Origin of the sequence: Pantoea sp. B550, from assembly GCF_024158165.1 — a bacterium.
Lineage (GTDB): Bacteria > Pseudomonadota > Gammaproteobacteria > Enterobacterales > Enterobacteriaceae > Pantoea > Pantoea alfalfae.
This window is the reverse complement of the sequence record NZ_JAMYXI010000003.1, coordinates 3231049-3251002: the sequence shown is the minus strand read 5'-3', so window position 1 is coordinate 3251002 and position 19954 is coordinate 3231049. Positions and strand designations below refer to the sequence as shown.

The window sequence follows — 19954 nt, the reverse complement described above, 5'->3', positions numbered from 1 at the left end:
ATGGATTAACGCGTGGCCCAGCCCTGCTGATGCAGATAGTCGAGCATAAACGGACGCGTCTCTTTAACGATCAGCCGCTGAATCAGCTCGCTCCAGGTTTCGCTACGCTGGTTGCTGTCGCGCTGCTGATAATAGAGTTCTGTGCGGCTGTCGTATTCTGCCAGCACTGCCGGATCCAGTGGCTGATAGCGGTTTTCATGCACCAGCATCGCATGCGGCATACGCGGTTTGACGTCCGGCTTTGACTCCGGATGCCCCAGGCAGAAACCAAACAGCGGCAGCACAAATTTTGGCAGGCCCAGCAGCTCGGTCACTTCCGCAATGCTGTTACGAATGCCGCCGATAAAGACGCCGCCCAGATCCAGCGATTCCGCTGCGACCATCGCGTTCTGTCCCATCAGCGCGGTGTCGACGCAGCCCAGCAGCAACTGCTCGGCACGTCCCAGTTGCGCATCCGGGCAAATCTGCAGGTGGCGATTAAAATCAGCGCAGAAAACCCAGAACTCAGGCGCATCCGCGACCCACGTCTGTCCGCCCGTCAGCGTCACCAGCTTGTCACGCAGCGCTTTGTCGGTGATACGGATAATGGAAGAACACTGTAAAAAGCTGGATGTGGACGCCGATTGCGCCGCATTAATAATCGCTTCACGCTGGGCTTCGCTGACCGGCTGGTCAGTAAAGGCGCGGATTGAACGGTGGCTGCACAGTAAATCAATGGTCGGTGTCATAAAGTCTCCAGCAACATTATCTTTTTTTATCAATCTGATTAAACAGCTGTGGCGCGATAGCTTTCGCGGTGCGCCACATCAATAGCCAGGCAGCAGGCAGCATCAGCACCACGCCGGCGATGAACAGCACGGTAGCCAGCGTTCTGGCATCAGCCTTGTCTGGCAGCGGCAGCCAGTGGTTGATCAGCAGCAGCGCACCCAGAATTAACAGGCCGCCAGCCGCCTCCAGCACCAGAATAAACCGGGGTAATCTGGCCACACTCTGCATCACTTCCTCCTGCCTTTGCGGCTTACTGAGCGTCAATTATGGCCAACGACCCAAAAATTGCGCGGGTTACACGGGCTGCCGTTGTGAAAAAGCTCTTGTTTCAGACGCTTCCTGAACGGCGGCAATAGCGTGCGGGCATCAGACTAACAGGCAAATCCTGCTTTCCTTAAGCGATACGAGCGGGCATGATGGTTGCCATTCTCTGTTTGATTATGTGATACGCATCACATAATAGTCGCTGCAAGGAGTTCTCAATGATTGCTGTTATTTTTGGTCGTCCGGGCTGTCCCTACTGTGTCCGTGCCCATGAACTGGCCGACAAACTGACCGCGGAGCGCGATGACTTTAGCTATCAGTATGTTGATATTAATGCAGAAGGCATTACTAAAGCCGATCTGGAAGCCAGCGCCGGTAAACCGGTCAGTACCGTGCCACAGATTTTCGTGGACGAAAAACATATTGGTGGCTACACCGAGTTTGCGGCCTGGACCAAAGAGAATCTGGGATTTGTCGCGTAAGCGCAGATAACCTGAATGAAAAAGGCGAGGCAGGATTTTCCTGTCTCGCCTTTTTGCTCTCTGGCTGATGCCAGCCATCCGGCACCGTTTAGTTGAGCGACGCCATCACAATCTGCATTAACCGTACCAGCAACGCCCCGCAGCCTGCCCAGAACAGCGCACTGAGACTCCATGCGATGGCAAACAGTCCGCTGCTGTGAATAAACAGGCTGTTATTGAGCAGCAGTGCTGCCAGCAACGTTCCCCAGAGCCCCATCAGCAGCGTGCTTTTTAACGGGCTTTCCACCTGCATCAACGCCATCACAATACCAGGTAACATAAAGAGCAGTAATTCGGGCTGACCACGAAGCGGGCCGGGACCGACCTGCCAGAAGTGACAGGTAAAAACAAACACCAGACTGTACATCACCACGCCGCACAGGCGGGTAGTCCAGAGATAAGAACGCTGCGGCATACCACCCCACTGATTAAAAGTAACCCCGACAATAACCTGCTGATATCCCTGATGCGTTCTGGTGGAAATAAAAATAAACAGTTCGTTGTGGCAACGAATGAAAACAGCCAATGGCTGTGAAAGATATTTGTGATTAGAATAGCGCCGCGATAACGGTTCCATTTGCAGTGTTGATACAACAGCACCTCAACGGCTTGCTCACGATAGCGAAAAACAGGCCACTCTTCAACAGGTTACACGTAAACAAGAAGTTAAACAGTGAATATTAACGTCGCAGGATTGTTAAGCGGAAATGACATTTTGTTATTATTTGTCGTTTTAGCGCTCGGCCTCTGTCTGGGCAAGTTGCGTCTTGGCTCGGTTCAGCTGGGAAATTCGATTGGCGTATTAGTGGTTTCGCTCTTATTAGGGCAGCAGCACTTCGCGATCAATACCGATGCATTGAGTCTGGGCTTTATGCTGTTTATTTTTTGTGTTGGTGTTGAAGCGGGTCCCAACTTTTTTTCTATTTTCTTTCGCGACGGCAAAAACTATTTCATGCTCGCCATCGTCATGGTGGTCAGCGCGCTGTTGCTGGCACTGGGGCTGGGTAAACTCTTTGGCTGGGATATTGGTCTTACCGCCGGCATGCTGGCCGGGTCGATGACCTCAACCCCTGTGCTGGTCGGGGCGGGTGATACCCTGCGGCAAAGCATCAGCGATCCAAAGCAGCTTGGATTGATGCAGGATCAGCTGAGCCTCGGTTATGCCGTGACCTATCTGATCGGCCTGGTCAGTCTTATTTTCGGCGCACGCTACCTGCCCCGTCTGCAACATCAGGATCTGCCGACCTGTGCGCAGCAGATTGCCCGGGAACGCGGTCTGGATGCGGACAGCCAGCGTAAAGTCTTTCTGCCGGTGATCCGCGCCTATCGCGTGGGCCCGGAACTGGTGGCGTGGAGCGGCGGCAAAAACCTGCGCGAGCTGGGTATCTATCGTCAGACAGGTTGTTACATTGAGCGTATCCGCCGCAATGGTATTCTCGCCAGTCCCGATGGGGATGCGGTGCTGCAGCTTGGTGATGATATCTCGCTCGTCGGCTATCCCGATGCACATGCCCGGCTCGACCCCAGCTTCCGTAACGGCAAAGAGGTGTTTGACCGCGATCTGCTGGATATGCGCATCGTCACCGAAGAGATCGTCGTGAAGAACCATAACGCAGTAAACAAACGCCTCAGCAAGTTAAACCTTACCGATCACGGCTGCTTCCTGAACCGCGTAATACGCAGTCAGATTGAGATGCCGATCGACGACAGCATCATGCTCAACAAAGGTGATGTGCTGCAGGTCAGCGGCGAGGCGCGACGGGTAAAAAGCGTGGCAGATCGCATCGGCTTTATCGCGATTCACAGTCAGATGACCGATCTCCTGGCCTTCTGTGCCTTCTTTATCGTGGGTCTGATGATTGGTCTGATTACGTTCCAGTTCAGCAATTTCAGTTTTGGTATCGGTAACGCGGCGGGTCTGCTCTTCGCCGGTATCATGCTCGGCTTCCTGCGCGCCAACCATCCGACCTTTGGCTATATTCCGCAAGGCGCGCTTACCATGGTGAAAGAGTTTGGCCTGATGGTATTTATGGCGGGTGTAGGATTAAGCGCCGGCAGCGGGATTAATCACGGCCTGAGCAGCGACGGTGCGCTGATGCTGTTGTGCGGTCTGCTGGTGAGCCTGATTCCGGTGATCATCTGCTATCTGTTTGGTGCCTATGTGTTGCGGATGAACCGCGCCCTGCTGTTTGGGGCCATCATGGGCGCGCGAACCTGCGCACCGGCTATGGAGATCATCAGCGATACGGCACGCAGTAATATTCCGGCGCTGGGCTATGCCGGAACCTATGCGATCGCTAACGTGTTACTGACGCTGGCGGGGACGCTGATTGTGATTATCTGGCCGATACTGCCCCTATAAAATTTTTTTGCTGACGTCCAGAACTTTATTGTTAAGCGATAGTCATAATAAGTGCCACTGCTTTTCTTTGAAATCCCCAAATTGTGGAGCCCGCTGGTCTTTTTCCCGGCGGGTTTTTTTATGCCTTTTTTCGTCCCATCCCGCGCTTCCATACCGGAATCAACTCTCAAACCGTCATAAAACTTAAACAGTTGTGCAACTCATCATGAGATTAAGAGCCTTTCCATAGACGAACTGGCCGACAAAAAGCAGGATAGCGCTCTGATAAGTTAGCAAATTGTGCTGCTTGATTGGTTGGGCGCGCTGTCGCTGAACGTTTATTTGCCGCTGTTATCGAGCCTGGGTGACCGGATGTTACCTGACGCTGATGACCGGCCTGTCTGCTGAGGAATTTATCCCGAAATGGAAGAGCTGAACCACGCACTGTTTACTGCCATCAATGCCACACCGGCGTCACCCACCTGGTTGCTGCAACTGGCGACCTTTATTGCCAGAGATCTGATCGCCATTGTGCCGATGTTAATCGTCGCGATGTGGCTCTGGGGACCGCGCGATCAGGTTTCTTCGCAGCGGGCGCTGGTACTGAAAACCGGTATGGCGCTGATCTATGCGCTGGCAATCTCCTGGTGTGTGGGTCATCTGCTGCCGCATCCCCGCCCTTTCGCCATTGGCTACGGTTATCAGTTCCTGCCTCACGCCGCCGATGACTCCTATCCCAGCGATCACGGCACAACAATATTCACCTTTGCTCTGGCATTTATTTTCTGGCATCGCCTCTGGTCAGGCGTGGTGCTGATGGTGGCGGGTTGCGCCATCGCCTGGTCGCGGGTCTACCTGGGCGTTCACTGGCCAATGGATATGCTGGGTGGATTCCTGGTGGGTCTGCTGAGTTGTCTGGCGTCACATCTGGCGTGGCAGTTCTACGGCGAGCGGATGCTGGCGGTGATCAACCCACTCTATCGGGCGCTGTTTGCCGTGCCGATTCGTAAGGGCTGGACGCAGAATTAAAATAAGTGGCTGCTCATATGCCTGAATCAGGATCTCACAGCAACGTATAAAATTAACGCGAAGGGAACACGGTCAGAAGAGGAAGCGTCCCGCGGCATGGATAAAAACGCCAGGCGTTTTTGAACAACGCAACGCGCTGGCCCGGCTACGGGCGCACCTCAGGGATGAGGTGCGTAATTGCGCGGGCCGGGCATGTCAGGGACTGGCCTTAGCGTCTTTCCGATCTGACCGTGTTCCCTGAGCAGGCGCGATATGACCGCTATTTGAGAAGCATGAATCAACAACTCAGGGACACATCAGCGTCCCTGCTTACTTATGAAAACCACTTCCCGAACCAGCCGTTGAACTTCATCATCACAAAATCAATCATCCGGCTGAAGAAGCCGCCTTCCGGCACATCCTGCATCACCACCAGCGGCCGCTGCTCAATCGTCTTACCGTCTAACTGAAAGTCGATGGTACCAACCACCTGATTCTTCTTCAGCGGGGCTTCGAGTTGTGGCGTAGTGAGTCTGAAACTCGCCTTCAGGTTCTTCATCTGCCCTTTCGGGATGGTCAGCGCGGCATCTTTCGCCACGCCCAGATTCACCTGGCTCTTATCACCAAACCAGACCCTCTGCTGCGCAAACGGCGCATCCGCTTTAATCGGCGTTACCGTTTCAAAGAAACGGAAGCCCCATGTCAGCAGCTTTTCACTTTCGCGGAAACGAATCGCGTCGCTGGCGGTGCCGAGCACCACCGAGATCAGGCGCATATCGCCCTCGGTCGCGGAAGCCACCAGGTTATTACCCGCGCCGGAGGTGTGACCGGTTTTGACGCCATCCACCTTAAGGTTGGTGCTCCACAACAGGCGGTTACGGTTAATCTGGCGAATATTGTTGAAGGTAAACTCTTTCTCTTTATTCAGTGCGTACTCTTCGGGCACATCGCGGATCAGCGCCTGGGCAATCAGCGCCATATCTCGGGCCGTGCTGTACTGGCCTTCTGCATCCAGACCATGCACCGTCATAAAGTGGGTATTTTGCAGTCCCAGCGCCTTCACATAGTTGTTCATCAGGCCGATAAAGGAATCCTGACTGCCCGCCACATAATCTGCCAGCGCAATACAGGCGTCATTGCCGGACTGGATCACAATCCCTTTGTTCAGCTCATGCACCGGAATGCGATCGCCCGGCTTGAGGAACATCAACGAAGAGCCACGCAGCTTAGGATTACCGGTCGCCCAGGCATCCTGTCCCACCGTGACCAGGTCATCCGGTTTGATTTTGCCCGCTTTAATCGCCTGACCGACTACGTAGCTGGTCATCATCTTGGTCAGACTGGCAGGATCGAGACGCTGATCGGCGCTGGATTCGGTTAACACTTTACCGCTGGCGTAGTCGATCAGAATCCACGCTTTAGCATCAATGCCGGGCGCAGCGGGAGCCTGCTCAGCAAAAGCGCTAAGGGGGGCGATAATCAGTAATGAAGTGGCAACGAGGTGCCGCAGGCGAGATGTGAAGCAAGAGTTTGTCATGGGCTTGGCCGGATTGTCCTTGTTAAATCGAAATTCCAGGGGCAGAAAATTCTCACTCAAACGCTAACCGTTGACGGCAGTGAAAAAAACCGCCGAATCGTAAAGTTTTTTAGAGTTTAGTAGAGTAACCCTGGCATAAGGGCCGCGCGCGTGTCGCTTTTCCCCACGTCTGTCACTTTCAAAACTGCGTGAAATTCCGATTTTTCGCAGAAGCGTTAAGCCCGTCACAATTATCGGCTAACCTGAAAGCCAGTCAGCCGAGGAGACCCCCCATGGACTTAGCCCTTTTTGATCTTGATGAAACACTGATTTGTGAAGACAGCACCAGCCTGTGGCTGCGCTGGCTGGTATCACAGGGATTTGCCCCCAGCGAACTGATTGATCAGGAACAGGCATTAATGAATCAGTATTATGCCGGTACGCTGTCGATTGAAGAGTATATGAATAAAACACTCTCCCCTCTGGCAGGCATGGCGACACTGACCGTTGAAGGCTGGGTGCGCCGCTTCATTCACCGTGACATCATGCCACGCGTTTATCCTGCAGCACGCGAGCGCATTGAGTGGCACCGGGCACGCGGCGACAGAGTGATGATCATCTCCGCCAGTGGTGAACATCTGGTGGTGCCGATTGCTGAGAAGCTGGGTGCCTGCGGCGCGCTGGCGATTGGCGTTGAGATCGTGGATGAGCGCTACAGCGGCAACACCTACGGTACCATGACCTACAAAGAGGGCAAAGTGACCCGCCTGGGTGACTGGAAAGCGCTGCAGCAGCAGGAGAACTTTAACCGTACCTGGGCCTACAGCGATTCCATGAACGACCTGCCACTGCTGAAGCAGGCCGATCATGCCCACGTTATCAATCCGGATGAACAGCTGCACCAGGAAGCGCTAAACCGCGGCTGGCAGGTTTATCACTGGGCGCGATAATCCAGAGCCTGTCCTGGCAGACATCGTTGTTTCAGTCAGTCGGGACACGAACTACGCGCAACAACCAGCACGTACGGATTACGTGCTGGTTGTGAGCACTGCTCTGGTCCAGACTGACAAATAAAATCGTCTGCCAGGTCTTGCTCTTAGCCGCGGGACGCGCCAGCGTCCTGCGCTAATCCCACTTTCAGCAGCTTACCATTGGCCTCATCGGTCAGCACATAGAGCCAGCCATCCGGTCCCTGCCGCACATCACGGATTCGCGCCATCTGATCGCCCAGCAGGCGCTGCTCTTCCACCACTTTTTCGCCGTTGAGACTCAGACGGATCAGGTTTTTCTCTTTCAGTGCCCCGATGAACACCGAATTCTTCCACTGCGGAAAACGGGCGCTATTATAAAATGCCATACCACTGATGGCCGGCGAATCCTTCCAGTGATAAAGCGGCTGTTCGGTGCCTGCAGCATGGGTGCCCTTTGATTCCGGCACTTTATCGCCGTTGTAGTCAATGCCGTACGTCGCCAGCGGCCAGCCGTAGTTTTTGCCACGGCTCATGATATTCACTTCATCGCCACCGCGCGGGCCATGTTCATTTTCCCATATCGTGCCGGTCCAGGGATTAAGCGCCAGTCCCTGCGGATTACGCAGACCATAGGCCCAGATCTCTGGCCGCGCGCCGGGCTTTTTCACAAACGGATTATCGTCCGGCACGCTGCCATCGGCGTTGAGCCGCAGCAACTTGCCCTGCAGCTTATCGAGATCCTGGGCTGCGCTGCTGACAAAATTATCGCCGAACGCGATCCAGAGGTATCCCTGGGTATCAAACGCCAGCCGGGTGCCGATATTGTTGCCGCTGGAGAGCATCGGCGTCTGCCGGACTACCTCGCGGAAATCGCTGAGTTGCCGGTTATCCGGACTCAGCGTCCCGACACCCACGACGGCACCCGCTTTGCCGCTGCTGTTCGCCTCAGTGTAGCTGAGCCAGACGCGACGGCTGGTCGCAAAATCGGGTGCCAGCACCACGTCCAGCAGACCACTCTGCCGTTCTGCCCAGACCTTTGGTACACCCTTGATCGGCTGCGACAGGCCACTCTGCGGACTCCAGCTGCGCAGCGCTCCGCTACGCTCAGTAATCAGCAGCGTTTTGTTGTCGGGCAGGAAGGCAACAGACCATGGATGTTGTAACTTATCCTGTAGTACCTCGACCTTTACGTCGGCGGCAAACAGTGGTGAGGCGCAAAGCAGCGCGCCGCCGAGCACAAGAGCAGTCGAAAAACGGGACATAAGGTTCTCCTGACGGGATAGCGTGCCCTTAAGCGTAGTCATCCGCTGCGTGGTGAACCTGAGGATTTACAAAAGATTAAACAGGGCGACAAGGATGTGCCGCCCCGAAAGGTTATGGCGCGTTGAAACTGACCGTGTCACGAACCAGCGTATCAATAACCGGCTTCAGATCATCAAAGGTGACTGGCGTCGTGCTGTTACTGACCGTTTTGCCAACGGCTTTTCGCACGATCCGGATCAACGGTTTGCCGGTCACGGCATCGCTGGCTTCAATCTCCAGGAACAGTTCACTGTTCGGAAATCGGTGGACGGATGCCGCCATGGTGCTGGCGACGACTGCCGCGATCGGCACGACTTCGTAAAACTGTACGCCCTCGTTCTCTGCCGAGACGGCGGTGATCGCGGCACGCACTTTAAGAGTATGTGGCGAAGCCTGATTAACCAGCGGCAGACGGGTGGCAATCGCCCCTTTCAACTGAATATCGGTGTAACTGCGTATCTGATCCAGCGTCTGCTGACTGACACGAGCCGTAGGCCGGGCAGCCGGATAGAACACGACCGGTGTATAGAGCACATCCTGATACTGGCTGCTCTTATAGTCGGGAGAAATCCAGCGCAGAGTCGGTTCCCCGCTGGCTGACTCAGAGGGCTTCAGCTGGCTGTAATCCGCTAAGAAACCCGAATAGTGCTGCTTGTCTGCACCATGAGAAGTACATCCACTGAGCAACAGTGCGGAGACTGCCAGCAGAGCAGCAATGGACGGTATACGCATGATCAACTCGCTTGTGTCAGGAAGGTTTAAGCAAGCATAGATAAATCACGGGGAAAAGGCTGAAAATAAGCGGTGTTTTAAGGGGTTATCTGTGCGGAAGGTAGGAATATACCCGCTGCATAACGCAGCGGGTGAAAGCCATTACTCGAAGCAGGTATCAGGATTATCTGACAGGGTGATGAACTGCTTACCGCCCTGGGTCAGCGCCATGATGGTGCCGCTTTCGATATCGTAAACCCAGCCATGCAGACGCAGCTTACCGTTACGCAGGGCAACGGAGACCGACGGATGAGTCTTCATGTTGTTCAGCTGAGCGATAACGTTCTCTTTGACCATCTCGTTCAGTTTCTTCTCTGGTGAGTCATACTCACGCTGCTCGACGACCGCCTTTGCTGCATCGGCATAGCGCAGCCAGTGCTCAACTGCAGGCATGGTATCCATGCAGGCACAGGAAGCGATGGCGTTCATGGCACCGCAGTTGGAGTGACCGCAGATGATGATGTCTGAGACGCCCAGCGCGACCACAGCATATTCGATCGTAGCGGAGACACCGCCCGGCTCCGGGCCAAATGAGGGAACGATGTTGCCCGCATTGCGGATAACGAACAGCTCTCCTGGCTCCTGCTGCGTCACCAGTTCAGGCACCAGACGGCTGTCTGAACAGGAGATAAACAGCGCTTTCGGATTTTGATTTGACGCCAGGCTTTTGAAAAGATCCTTCCTTTCAGGAAACACATTCTGCTGGAAATTCAGAAATCCGTTGATGATCTCTTTCATTATTTAGCTCTCACATTATCCATTTCATTACCTGAGGGGCATAGCCCCCTCAGTGGGGTTTGCTGGTTTATTATTAATGAAAACAAGTGAATATCAACCCGCGTTTTTCAGACAACCCTGAAGCGCTGGCATCGTCAGCGTTTCGCTTATTCACCATCCAGCGTTCCTGGAGCCGATTTCTTTTTACAGCACGGGAAGTTACTGGAAAAGGCAGAGGGCGATCCACCCACTTTTTTTGTCTGCGTCCTGAACCGGCTTTTACGCGTTTTTTCACTACTTTACGTCGCAGTTTGACCGAAACCAAAGATTTCTGTTTTGCATCTGGCCTTTCAGGGCAGGAAAAGGGAAGCAGGATAACGCCCGGAGAATGAGCCGGGCGGGTTCAGGCAATGATGTCAGCCACGGTGGAGGTGGCCGGGGGAGGAGATTTAGCGCTTAACCATACTGCTGCTGATGCGCCTTCTTGCGTCGCAGGTAGTCCTCGTCTTCACGTAGTTTGTCCCAGTAACCCTTGAAAATGGCCGCTGCAGCAGCCTTTTCCTCGTTGATGCCACGCGGCAGCTCCTTGCCATCCGCGTCATATTTGCGCCCGCCTTTGTGGTTGCTGTAACGACGCGCTCGGGTGTATCCCATCTGGATAAATTTGCGCGCCATATCCATGCCGACAAAATCGTCCTGACGCCGGTAATCCTCAAACAGCGCCATGATTTTTTCAGCCGACTCTTCAGCAATGGGGACGGTGCGAAAACGCCAGTGCGGCAGAATTTCGCCTTTATAAGGCTCGACCATCAGCACACCCTGCTCACCTCGCCCGACCTGATAAAGCTCGGGATGATGGCGGAAGTCGATCGTGCTGAAGTCCTGATCATAATCGAAAGGTTTCATCTCTTTAGTTTAGGATCAAGTGCGTCACGTAGCCCGTCGCCGAGCAAATTAAATGCCAGAACCGTGAAGAAAATCGCCAGGCTGGGAAAAATCGCCACGTGCGGGGCAATCACCATGTCGGCCCGCGCCTCATTCAACATTGCGCCCCACTCCGGCGTTGGCGGCTGGGCGCCCAGCCCGAGAAACGACAGACTGGCGGCAGTGATAATGGAAGTACCTACCCGCATAGTGAAATAGACCACAATCGGCGATACCGTGCCGGGCAGAATATGCCGCATCAGGATTGTCCAGTCAGACGCGCCGATGCTGCGTGCCGACTCAATATAGGTCTGATGCTTCAGCACCAGCGTGTTACCGCGTACCAGTCGGGCAAAGGCCGGGATACTGAAGATAGCGACTGCCACAATCACGTTGCTCATGCCGCTGCCCATAATGGCCACCACCGCAATCGCCAGCAGAATGCCGGGAAAGGCAAACAGCACATCACAGATGCGCATGGTGATACGGTCCCACCAGCCTTCGTAATACCCGGCCAGCAGACCAAACAGCGTGCCAATCACTGCGCCAATGACCACCGAGAAAAAGCCGGCAATGAGAGAGATACGCGTGCCGACCAGCACGCGGCTGAAGATATCGCGCCCCAGCGAATCGACGCCAAAGAAATGCATCAGCGACGGCCCGTCGTTGAGCCGGTCATAATCGAAGTAGTTCTCGGCGTCGAACGGCGCAATCCACGGGGCGATCACCGCCAGCACAATCAGTATCAGCACAAACATCCCGGCCAGCAGCGCCACCGGCTGACGCCGGAAACGTCGCCAGAACTCACGCCACGGCGTACGCACCCGGTTCTCCGCTATCAGCGGCATCGTTTTCAGTGCCGCTTCACGTCGCCAGTTTTTCATCGCGACTCCTTAAAGCGAATAGCGGGGTTGATCACCGCATAGAGCATGTCGACAAACAGATTGATCAGAATAAACTCCAGTGAAAACAGCAGTACTTCGGCCTGAATAACCGGATAGTCACGCATCGCCACGGAGTCGACCAGCAGACGCCCCAGGCCCGGCCAGTTAAACACCACCTCGACCACGATTGAGCCACCCAGCAGAAAACCAAACTGCAGCCCCATCATCGTGACCACCGGAATCATCGCGTTGCGCAGGCCATGTTTCACCACCACCAGCGACTCGCGTACCCCTTTAGCCCTGGCGGTGCGCATGTAATCTTCCTGCATCACCTCCACGAACGAGGCGCGGGTAAAGCGTGCCATGACCGCCGCGACCGCTGCACCTAAGGTGATGGAGGGCAGAACGTAATGCTTCCAGCTCTCAGCCCCGACGGTGGGCAGCCAGCCCAGCTCAACCGAGAAGACCTGCATCAGCAGCATCCCCAGCGCAAAGGCGGGAAACGAAATGCCCGACACCGCCAGCGTCATGCCGAGCCTGTCGGGCCAGCGGTTACGCCAGACCGCCGAAACGATACCGATGGTCATGCCAAAAATCACCGCCCAGATCATGCTGGCCAGTGTCAGCCACAGAGTCGGCATAAAGCGCGAGGCGATCTCATCCGCAACCGGGCGTTTGGAAACCATCGACTGACCAAAATCACCCTGCAACGCATTCAGCATGAAGTGCCAGAACTGCTGTGGCAGCGGCAGATCGAGACCCAGTTCCTGACGCACCAGCGCCACCACCGAGGCATCCGCTTCCGGCCCGGCGATCAGGCGTGCCGGGTCGCCCGGCAGCAGGTGAACAAACAGGAATACCAGCACCGCCACGATTAGCAGCGTGGGGATCAGCCCAAACAGTCGTTTGAGAAAGTAGTTAAACATGCAACATCCTGCAGTTGCGGCCAGCCACGCGGGCTGGCCGGCTCCGTTACTTCAGCGTGGCCTCATCAAAATTGAATGAGGTATCGGGCATCACATAAAAACCAGTCAGGTTTTTGCTATTGGCAGAAACCAGTTGCTCAACCACCAGCGGGATCCAGGGATGGTCCTGCCAGATGGTGTCCTGCGCCTCTTTGTAGAGACGCGCTTTTTCAGCACGGTCAGTGGTTTTCAGCGCATCGGCCAGATCTTTATCGACCTTCGGATTGCTGTAAAACGCGGTGTTGAAGATTGCCGGTGGCCAGGCAGCGGTGGCAAACAGTGGCGTCAGCGCCCAGTCGGCCTCACCGGTTGAGGCGGACCAGCCGGTGTAGAACATACGCACGCCGCTCTCTTTCTGGCCTTTACCTTCGACTTCAGCAGCACGCTGACCCGCATCCATCGCCGTAACTTTTACCTTCACGCCAATCTGCGCCAGCTGCTGCTGCGTGAACTGCAGCACCTTTTGCGCGGTGCTGTGGTTGTGCGACGACCAGAGCGTGGTTTCAAATCCGTTCGGGTAGCCCGCCTCTTTCAGCAGCGCTTTGGCTTTAGCGGGATCGTAGCTGATAGCCGGATAGGTCTGCGCAAAGTCGATAGCGGGCGGCACGATGCCGGTCGCAGGCGTGGCGTAACCGGCGAAGGCCACCTTCGCCAGCGCCTGACGGTTGATGGCATATTCCAGCGCTTCACGCACCTTCGGATTGTCGAACGGCTTCTGCGTCACGTTAAGGCTGATGTAACGCTGCATAATCGAAGGCGTGGTTACCACATTGAGCTTGCTGTTCTTCTCCAGCAGTTTTGCCTGCTCATAAGGCACCGGGAACGCAAGGTTCGCTTCACCGGTCTGCAGCATGGCCGCGCGGGTATTATTATCCACTACCGGTCGCCAGGTAATGCTGTCCAGCTTCGGATAGCCCGGTTTCCAGTAGCCGTCCCACTTCTTCACCTTCACAAAGTCGGTCTGATTCCAGGTTTCAAACACAAACGGACCGGTTCCCACCGGATGGAAACCGATCTCTTTGCCATATTTTTTCAGCGCGGCAGGCGAAATCATCGCCGCCGCCGGATGGGCCAGGATGTTGATAAAGGCGGAGAACGGCTCTTTCAGCGTGACTTTCACCGTAGTTGGATCCACCACTTCGGTGCTGGCGATATGTTTAAACAGGTTGTAGCGCTTGAGATGGTTATCCGGGTTGCTGGCACGATCGAGGTTGACCTTTACCGCGTCCGCATTGAAGTCCGTGCCATCCTGGAATTTAACCCCGGAACGCAGCTTGATGGTGTAGGTCAGGCCGTCGGCGCTGGCCTGATAGCTCTCCGCCAGCACATTGGTGAGCTTCATCTCTTTATCAAAGCCAAACAGCCCCTGATAGAACGATTTCGCGACTGCCTGCGACAGCGTGTCGTTGGCGTCATAGGGATCGAGCGTGGTGAAGTTGGACGCGACGGCAATCACCGCATCCTGTGCTGCCCAGGCGGGCAATGTCATTGCGCTGCTTAACACGCCAGCCGCCAGTAACCCTTTACGCATCGTACTCTGCATTTTGTTCTCCTGTAATCCCTGTTGGGTTGGTCGCCGGGGCGACATCGTCACTGTTCAGGTCGCGCTGATAACGTGGCGGGCGACGAAATGGCCCGGGGCCACCTCTATCAGCGGTGCCACTTCAGGTTCATCCCCTAACGCATGAATCGGACTGGGGATCTCATCGACCAGTAAGGCGCGTTCACGACGCCGGTGTGCCGGATCGGCTACCGGCACCGCGGCCATGAGTTTTCGGGTATAGGGGTGTTGAGGCTGTTCAAACACTGCCTGACGCGGCCCTATCTCAACAATCTGACCGAGATACATTACCGCCACGCGGTGGCTGATACGCTCCACCACTGCCATATCGTGAGAAATAAACAGAAAGGCGATGCCAAACTCGCGCTGCAGGTCGAGCATAAGATTAATAATCTGCGCCTGAATCGACACATCCAGCGCGGAGACAGACTCATCGGCGATGACCACCTTCGGATTCAGCGCCAGCGCGCGGGCAATACAGATGCGCTGGCGCTGCCCGCCGGAAAATTCATGTGGATAGCGCTGAGCATGCTCCGGCAGCAGACCGACTTTATCCAGCAGCCAGGCAACGCGCTGCTCCGCCTCGCGCCGCGGCATCGCCTTGTGAACCAGCAGCGGCTCCATAATCGAGAAGCCGACCGTCAGCCGGGGATCCAGCGAGGCGTAGGGATCCTGGAAGATAAACTGAATGTCGCGTCGCAGATGGGCGAGCGCAGCACCTGAGAGATGGTCGATGCGCTGTCCGTCAAAGGTCAGCGTGCCGCCCTGGCTGGCAACCAGCTTCAGCAGCGAGCGTCCGGTGGTCGATTTACCGCAGCCCGACTCCCCCACCAGCGCCAGCGTCTCTCCGGCATAGAGATCAAAACTGACTTTTTCGACGGCATGAACCCGGCTTTTGACGCGATTCAGCAGGCCGCCGCGAATATCGAAGCGGGTGACCAGATCGCGCACCTGCAGAATGGGGGGCTGCAGGCGGCGAACCGTATCCTGCGGCACGTCATCAACCGCGTCGCTATGCAGCAGCGGAAATTTGGCCGGCAGCGGCTGGCCCTGCATCGATCCGAGCCTGGGCACCGCGGCCAGCAGCGCCTGGGTGTAGGGCTGCTGCGGTGCGCTGAACAGTTCGGCGACGGGCGCATTCTCCACCACATCGCCGCGATACATGACCTGAACGCGATCGGCCATTTCAGCGACCACGCCCATATCGTGCGTGATAAAAATCACCCCCATCTGCATCTCTTTTTGCAGCACGCGGATGAGCTGCAGAATCTGCGCCTGAATAGTGACGTCGAGTGCCGTGGTCGGCTCATCGGCAATCAACAGCGCCGGTTTGCAGCAGAGCGCCATCGCAATCATCACGCGCTGACGCATTCCGCCTGAGAGCTGATGCGGAAAACGAGACAGGACATTGTGCGCATCGGGAATCCGCACCATATCCAGCATCCGGCGCGCTTCTGCCAGTGCCCCGGCGTGGCTCATCCCCTGATGCAGACGAATGGATTCGGCGATCTGCTCGCCCACGGAGAAGACCGGATTCAGTGAGGTCATCGGCTCCTGAAAGATCATCGCCATATCCGCGCCGCGCACCCGACGCATCTGACTTTTTGAGGCGCGCATCAGATCCAGCACCTCGCCGTTGCGACGACGTAATTGCACCTCGCCGCTGACCCTCCCGCCAGCCTGCTCAATCAGTCGCATCAGCGCCAGCGAGGTGACCGATTTTCCTGAACCTGACTCGCCTACCAGCGCCAGCGTTTCGCCGCGAAACAGATCGAGTGACAAATGACGCACCGCGTCTGTGACGGTGGCTTCGTGCTGAAAACGCACACTGAGATCGCGCACCGCCAGCACCTGATCAGGGGCCAGCGGCGGTAGCGTTTGCCTGTCGCTCATTTCTGCATCCTTAACTTTCGCGATAGATAGCGACGTCAGCCGCCTCGCCGACCCGCGCAACGCCCCGGTACATACCTTCGCTGTTGAACGGCAGCGCCACGTTGCCTGCGCGATCGACGGCGATTAAGCCGCCACTGCCGCCCAGTTCCAGCACGCTGTCATGAATAACGTTAACACTTGCCTGCTGCAACGAGCGTCCGGCGTAGCGCATCTGCGCGGCCACATCGTAGGCCGCCAGCGTCCGCATAAAGACTTCACCGGTGCCGGTACAGGAGACCGCCACGCTGTCGTTGCTGGCATAGCAGCCCGCGCCCGGCAGCGGCGAGTCGCCGACGCGTCCGGCCTGCTTATTGGTCATCCCGCCGGTTGACGTGGCCGCAGCGAGGTTGCCCGCCAGATCCAGCGCGACCGCCCCGACCGTGCCGAACTTACGGTCCGGGTCGAGCGGGTCGTCACTGAGTGCAGCACCATCATGGTCCAGCACCGCGGTATCGCTGTTGAGCGCGCGCTGTAACTGTTCCCAGCGTTCCGGCGTAGAGAAGAAATCAGGCTCGACCGTTTCCAGCCCCTGCGCCACGGCAAACTGCTCTGCGCCTTCCCCGATAAACAGCACATGCTCGCTTTTTTCCAGCACGGCACGTGCCGCCAGGACCGGATTACGTAATCGCGTTACGCCTGCGACCGCGCCCACTTCCAGCGAACGGCCATCCATGATGCAGGCATCGAGTTCATGGGTGCCCTGATGGGTGAAGACCGCGCCTTTGCCCGCGTTAAACAGCGGACACTCTTCCAGCAGTCGCACCGCCTCGGTCACTGCATCGAGTGCACTGCCGCCCTGCGCCAGTATCTGCTGACCCTGTGTGACAATATCGTGGAGCGCCTGACGGTAGCGTTGTTCCTTTTCAGCGCTCATTGCTGCGCGCGAAATCGCACCTGCGCCGCCGTGAATGGCGATCACTGCATTGACCATAACGCTCTACCCTGTGATTGCATCAGGACGAAAAACACTGATTTAAAATGGTTTTCACCCATTTTTGGTGATTTTTGACTATAGAAAGCCTGCTAAGTGTTGTAAAGCGGAAACTGTTCCTGTGGTTATAACCTTTTCTTACCGTCATATTTCACTTTGGTCGCAATGACCGGCAGGTCAGGCCGACGCCGATGTGACTCAGCGACCAAATCCCACCATAATAGGCAGCATCTGACATAACCAGGCTGGACTGTTCATGGAAAGTTTTACTGCAGGTTTGATCTCCCTTGAGGAGGCACAACAAAAAATGCTGTCACAGCTGACGCCCGTCACCGACTCGCTGAGTGTGCCGCTGGCCGAGGCGGTCGGGCGCATCACCGCAACCGCAGTCACCTCACCGATTGCCGTGCCGCCCTTTGATAACTCCGCGATGGATGGCTACGCCGTCAGGCTGGCCGATGTCAGCAACGGACAGCCGCTGCCGGTGGCGGGTAAAGCCTTTGCCGGCGCGCCGTTCAGCGGTGAATGGCCGCAGGGCAGCGTGATTCGCATCATGACCGGTGCGCCGGTGCCCACTGGCTGTGAAGCGGTAGTGATGCAGGAGCAGACCGAAACGCAGGGCGAGGAGATTGTGATTACCGCGCCGGTGCGTCAGGGACAGAATATCCGCCTGACCGGTGATGATATTCAGCCGGGCCATGTGGTGCTGGAAGCGGGTACGCGTCTGGGTGCCGCCGAGCTGCCGCTGCTCGCCTCGCTGGGTATCGCTCAGGTCAGCGTACTGCGAAAACTGCGGGTCGCTATCTTCTCAACCGGTGATGAACTCCAGCCAGTTGGTGAGCCGCTGGCAGACGGCCAGATTTATGACACCAACCGCTTTGCGGTCTCGCTGATGCTGCATAAGCTGGGTTGCGAAGTCATCGACCTTGGCATCATCAAAGATGATCCGTCCGCACTGCGTGCTGCTTTCACCGAGGCCGATCGGCAGGCGGATGTCGTGATTACTACCGGCGGCGTCTCGGTGGGCGAAGCGGACTTCACCAGAACGATGCTGGAAGAGCTTGGTGCCATCAGCTTCTGGAAGCTGGCGATCAAGCCTGGCAAGCCATTTGCCTTTGGCCGCCTTAACAGCAGCTGGTTCTGCGGCCTGCCGGGCAATCCGGTCTCCGCCGCCGTCACTTTCTATCAACTGGTGCAGCCGCTGCTTGCCACCCTCACCGGCCAGCAAAAATCAGCATTGCCGCCACGTCAGAAAGTGCGCTGCGCCTCGCGGCTGAAAAAGTCACCAGGCCGGCTCGATTTCCAGCGCGGCATCCTGCGACAGAACGCCCAGGGTGAACTGGAGGTAGAGACCACCGGGATGCAGGGCTCACACGTCTTCAGCTCTTTTGCCCAGGCGAACTGCTTTATTGTGCTGGAACGGGAACGCGGCAACGTGGAACCGGGCGAATGGGTCGAGGTGGAACCGTTCAACGCCCTGCTGGAGGCGTAAATGCTGCCTGAATTAAGTGATGAGGAGATGCTGCGCTACAACCGGCAGATCGTCCTGCGCGGCTTTGATTTTGACGGTCAGGAGCGGCTGAAAGCCAGTCGCGCGCTGGTCGTCGGGCTGGGCGGGCTGGGCTGCGCGGCTGCGCCCTACCTGGCTTCTGCCGGCGTCGGCAGCCTGACGCTGCTCGACTTCGATACCGTGTCGCACTCTAACCTGCAGCGGCAGATCCTGCACCATGACGCGGATATTGGCCGCGCCAAAGTGGACTCAGCCGCACACAGCCTGGCCGCCATCAATCCGCACTGCCAGTTGCATCCGGTCAACGGACAGCTTGACGATGCGGCGCTGCTGGCGCTGATCGCCCAACAGCAGGTGGTGCTGGACTGCACCGATAATGTCGCGGTGCGTGAGCAGCTTAACAGGCTCTGTCGACAGCAGCGGATACCACTGGTCTCCGGCGCTGCGATTCGGATGGAAGGTCAGATCAGCGTATTTAACTGGCAGCCCGGCACGCCCTGTTATCGCTGCATCAGCCGCCTGTTTGGCGAACAGACCCTGAGTTGCGTGGAAGCGGGTGTCATGGCTCCGCTGGTTGGCGTGATGGGTGCGATGCAGGCGATGGAAGCGATTAAAGTGCTGACGGCATTTGGCACGCCCGCCACCAGCCGGTTGCTGATGTACGATGCGATGAGCGCGGAGTTCCGCAGCATGAAGGTGGCGCAGGATGCGCACTGTGAAGTGTGTGGTGGAGGGGCTTAACCCTCTGCGGACATCCTTTTACAGACAGCTCAAAACTCAAGACGTATGCTCCTTGAGCCCTCACAGCTTTGCAGTGTTACCTGCTTAGGGAACATGGTCAGATCGGAAAGTCGCTTAAACCCTCCCAGGCGCTCGTCCCGCGCCATCCATGGCGCGGGACGCTTTCCTCCTCTGACCATGTTCCCTGCGCCTTGAGCACATGCGTTGCTGCCAGATAATCCCTGAGCCTATGCTGAACGACAGAACCAGCCAAACCACCGGCATCAAAAATAACAAAACCAATCATCAGCACCAAAAAAAACGGGGTGGCCTGCGCCACCCCGTTTT

21 protein-coding genes are annotated in these 19954 nt (G+C 56.6%); 7 read left to right on the top strand and 14 right to left on the bottom strand.

Annotated elements, in window-relative coordinates; translation table 11 throughout:
* Positions 1-5: 5 nt before the first annotated feature.
* Together nfsA and NIM72_RS18200 are read right to left on the bottom strand one after the other, a co-directional pair.
* Entirely contained in the window at positions 6-728 is a 723-nt protein-coding gene (gene nfsA, locus NIM72_RS18205) for an oxygen-insensitive NADPH nitroreductase (RefSeq protein ID WP_161734278.1), read from the bottom strand.
* 16 nt (positions 729-744) lie between these two features.
* On the bottom strand, positions 745-996 hold the full coding sequence (locus NIM72_RS18200; protein WP_161734280.1) for a DUF1418 family protein: 252 nt from the start codon (positions 994-996) through the stop codon (positions 745-747).
* 254 nt (positions 997-1250) lie between these two features.
* On the opposite strand from NIM72_RS18200, the gene NIM72_RS18195 reads away from it, so the two are divergent.
* Positions 1251-1514, top strand: a complete 264-nt coding sequence (locus NIM72_RS18195; RefSeq protein WP_003849263.1) for a GrxA family glutaredoxin — start codon at positions 1251-1253, stop codon at positions 1512-1514.
* Between the two features lie 88 nt (positions 1515-1602).
* Here the strand turns inward: NIM72_RS18195 and ybjM are convergent, their stop codons facing one another.
* Entirely contained in the window at positions 1603-1968 is a 366-nt protein-coding gene (gene ybjM, locus NIM72_RS18190) for an inner membrane protein YbjM (protein WP_161734282.1), read from the bottom strand.
* A 258-nt stretch (positions 1969-2226) separates the two neighbouring features.
* Between ybjM and NIM72_RS18185 the strand changes: the two genes are divergently transcribed.
* Both NIM72_RS18185 and ybjG read left to right on the top strand, forming a co-directional pair.
* Positions 2227-3915, top strand: a complete 1689-nt coding sequence (locus tag NIM72_RS18185; protein WP_013357276.1) for an aspartate:alanine antiporter — start codon at positions 2227-2229, stop codon at positions 3913-3915.
* Between the two features lie 402 nt (positions 3916-4317).
* Positions 4318-4923, top strand: coding sequence for an undecaprenyl-diphosphate phosphatase (gene ybjG, locus NIM72_RS18180; protein ID WP_253421445.1), 606 nt, complete (start codon positions 4318-4320; stop codon positions 4921-4923).
* A gap of 313 nt (positions 4924-5236) precedes the next feature.
* Here the strand turns inward: ybjG and NIM72_RS18175 are convergent, their stop codons facing one another.
* Positions 5237-6439 (bottom strand): serine hydrolase, encoded by a 1203-nt coding sequence (locus tag NIM72_RS18175; protein WP_253421443.1) that lies wholly within the window; start codon positions 6437-6439, stop codon positions 5237-5239.
* Between the two features lie 272 nt (positions 6440-6711).
* On the opposite strand from NIM72_RS18175, the gene NIM72_RS18170 reads away from it, so the two are divergent.
* Complete coding sequence (locus tag NIM72_RS18170; RefSeq protein WP_161734288.1) at positions 6712-7368, top strand: HAD family phosphatase; 657 nt, start codon at positions 6712-6714, stop codon at positions 7366-7368.
* 146 nt (positions 7369-7514) lie between these two features.
* On the opposite strand, the gene NIM72_RS18165 is transcribed toward NIM72_RS18170, so the two are convergent.
* From NIM72_RS18165 to NIM72_RS18155, 3 genes are all read right to left on the bottom strand, one after another.
* Positions 7515-8651, bottom strand: coding sequence for a PQQ-dependent sugar dehydrogenase (locus tag NIM72_RS18165; RefSeq protein ID WP_253421441.1), 1137 nt, complete (start codon positions 8649-8651; stop codon positions 7515-7517).
* Between the two features lie 112 nt (positions 8652-8763).
* On the bottom strand, positions 8764-9423 hold the full coding sequence (locus NIM72_RS18160; RefSeq protein ID WP_253421439.1) for a DUF3313 domain-containing protein: 660 nt from the start codon (positions 9421-9423) through the stop codon (positions 8764-8766).
* 141 nt (positions 9424-9564) lie between these two features.
* The gene (locus tag NIM72_RS18155) at positions 9565-10200 is read right to left on the bottom strand and encodes a carbonic anhydrase (protein WP_128085280.1); all 636 of its coding nucleotides are present in this window, start codon (positions 10198-10200) and stop codon (positions 9565-9567) included.
* 86 nt (positions 10201-10286) lie between these two features.
* On the opposite strand from NIM72_RS18155, the gene NIM72_RS18150 reads away from it, so the two are divergent.
* Positions 10287-10571, top strand: a complete 285-nt coding sequence (locus NIM72_RS18150; RefSeq protein WP_161734294.1) for a hypothetical protein — start codon at positions 10287-10289, stop codon at positions 10569-10571.
* 64 nt (positions 10572-10635) lie between these two features.
* On the opposite strand, the gene NIM72_RS18145 is transcribed toward NIM72_RS18150, so the two are convergent.
* Genes NIM72_RS18145 through NIM72_RS18120 form a run of 6 tightly spaced genes read right to left on the bottom strand, consistent with a single transcriptional unit; the run spans position 10636 to position 17376 of the window.
* Positions 10636-11085, bottom strand: coding sequence for a DUF4385 domain-containing protein (locus tag NIM72_RS18145; protein WP_253421437.1), 450 nt, complete (start codon positions 11083-11085; stop codon positions 10636-10638).
* Positions 11082-11987: a glutathione ABC transporter permease GsiD gene (gene gsiD / locus NIM72_RS18140; protein WP_253421434.1), complete on the bottom strand. Its 906-nt coding sequence runs from the start codon at positions 11985-11987 to the stop codon at positions 11082-11084. The genes NIM72_RS18145 and gsiD overlap by 4 nt, the downstream gene beginning before the upstream one ends.
* On the bottom strand, positions 11984-12913 hold the full coding sequence (gene gsiC, locus NIM72_RS18135; protein ID WP_253421432.1) for a glutathione ABC transporter permease GsiC: 930 nt from the start codon (positions 12911-12913) through the stop codon (positions 11984-11986). Before gsiC ends, gsiD begins: the two co-directional genes overlap by 4 nt.
* 46 nt (positions 12914-12959) lie before the next feature.
* Positions 12960-14495: a glutathione ABC transporter substrate-binding protein GsiB gene (gene gsiB, locus NIM72_RS18130; protein WP_253421429.1), complete on the bottom strand. Its 1536-nt coding sequence runs from the start codon at positions 14493-14495 to the stop codon at positions 12960-12962.
* Between the two features lie 54 nt (positions 14496-14549).
* Positions 14550-16406, bottom strand: a complete 1857-nt coding sequence (locus NIM72_RS18125; RefSeq protein ID WP_253421427.1) for a dipeptide ABC transporter ATP-binding protein — start codon at positions 16404-16406, stop codon at positions 14550-14552.
* Positions 16407-16416: 10 nt separating this feature from the next.
* A complete protein-coding gene (locus tag NIM72_RS18120) occupies positions 16417-17376 on the bottom strand; it encodes an isoaspartyl peptidase/L-asparaginase family protein (RefSeq protein ID WP_222924289.1) in 960 nt (319 codons plus the stop codon).
* 256 nt (positions 17377-17632) lie between these two features.
* Between NIM72_RS18120 and moeA the strand changes: the two genes are divergently transcribed.
* Together moeA and moeB are read left to right on the top strand one after the other, a co-directional pair.
* Positions 17633-18868 carry a molybdopterin molybdotransferase MoeA gene (gene moeA / locus NIM72_RS18115; protein ID WP_253421426.1) on the top strand — a complete coding sequence of 412 codons (1236 nt, stop codon included), beginning with the start codon at positions 17633-17635 and terminating at the stop codon, positions 18866-18868.
* Positions 18869-19627, top strand: coding sequence for a molybdopterin-synthase adenylyltransferase MoeB (gene moeB, locus NIM72_RS18110; protein ID WP_222924290.1), 759 nt, complete (start codon positions 18869-18871; stop codon positions 19625-19627).
* A 97-nt stretch (positions 19628-19724) separates the two neighbouring features.
* Here moeB and NIM72_RS18105 read toward each other — a convergent pair whose 3' ends face one another.
* On the bottom strand, positions 19725-19946 hold the full coding sequence (locus tag NIM72_RS18105) for a hypothetical protein (RefSeq protein ID WP_253421424.1): 222 nt from the start codon (positions 19944-19946) through the stop codon (positions 19725-19727).
* Positions 19947-19954: the final 8 nt, after the last annotated feature.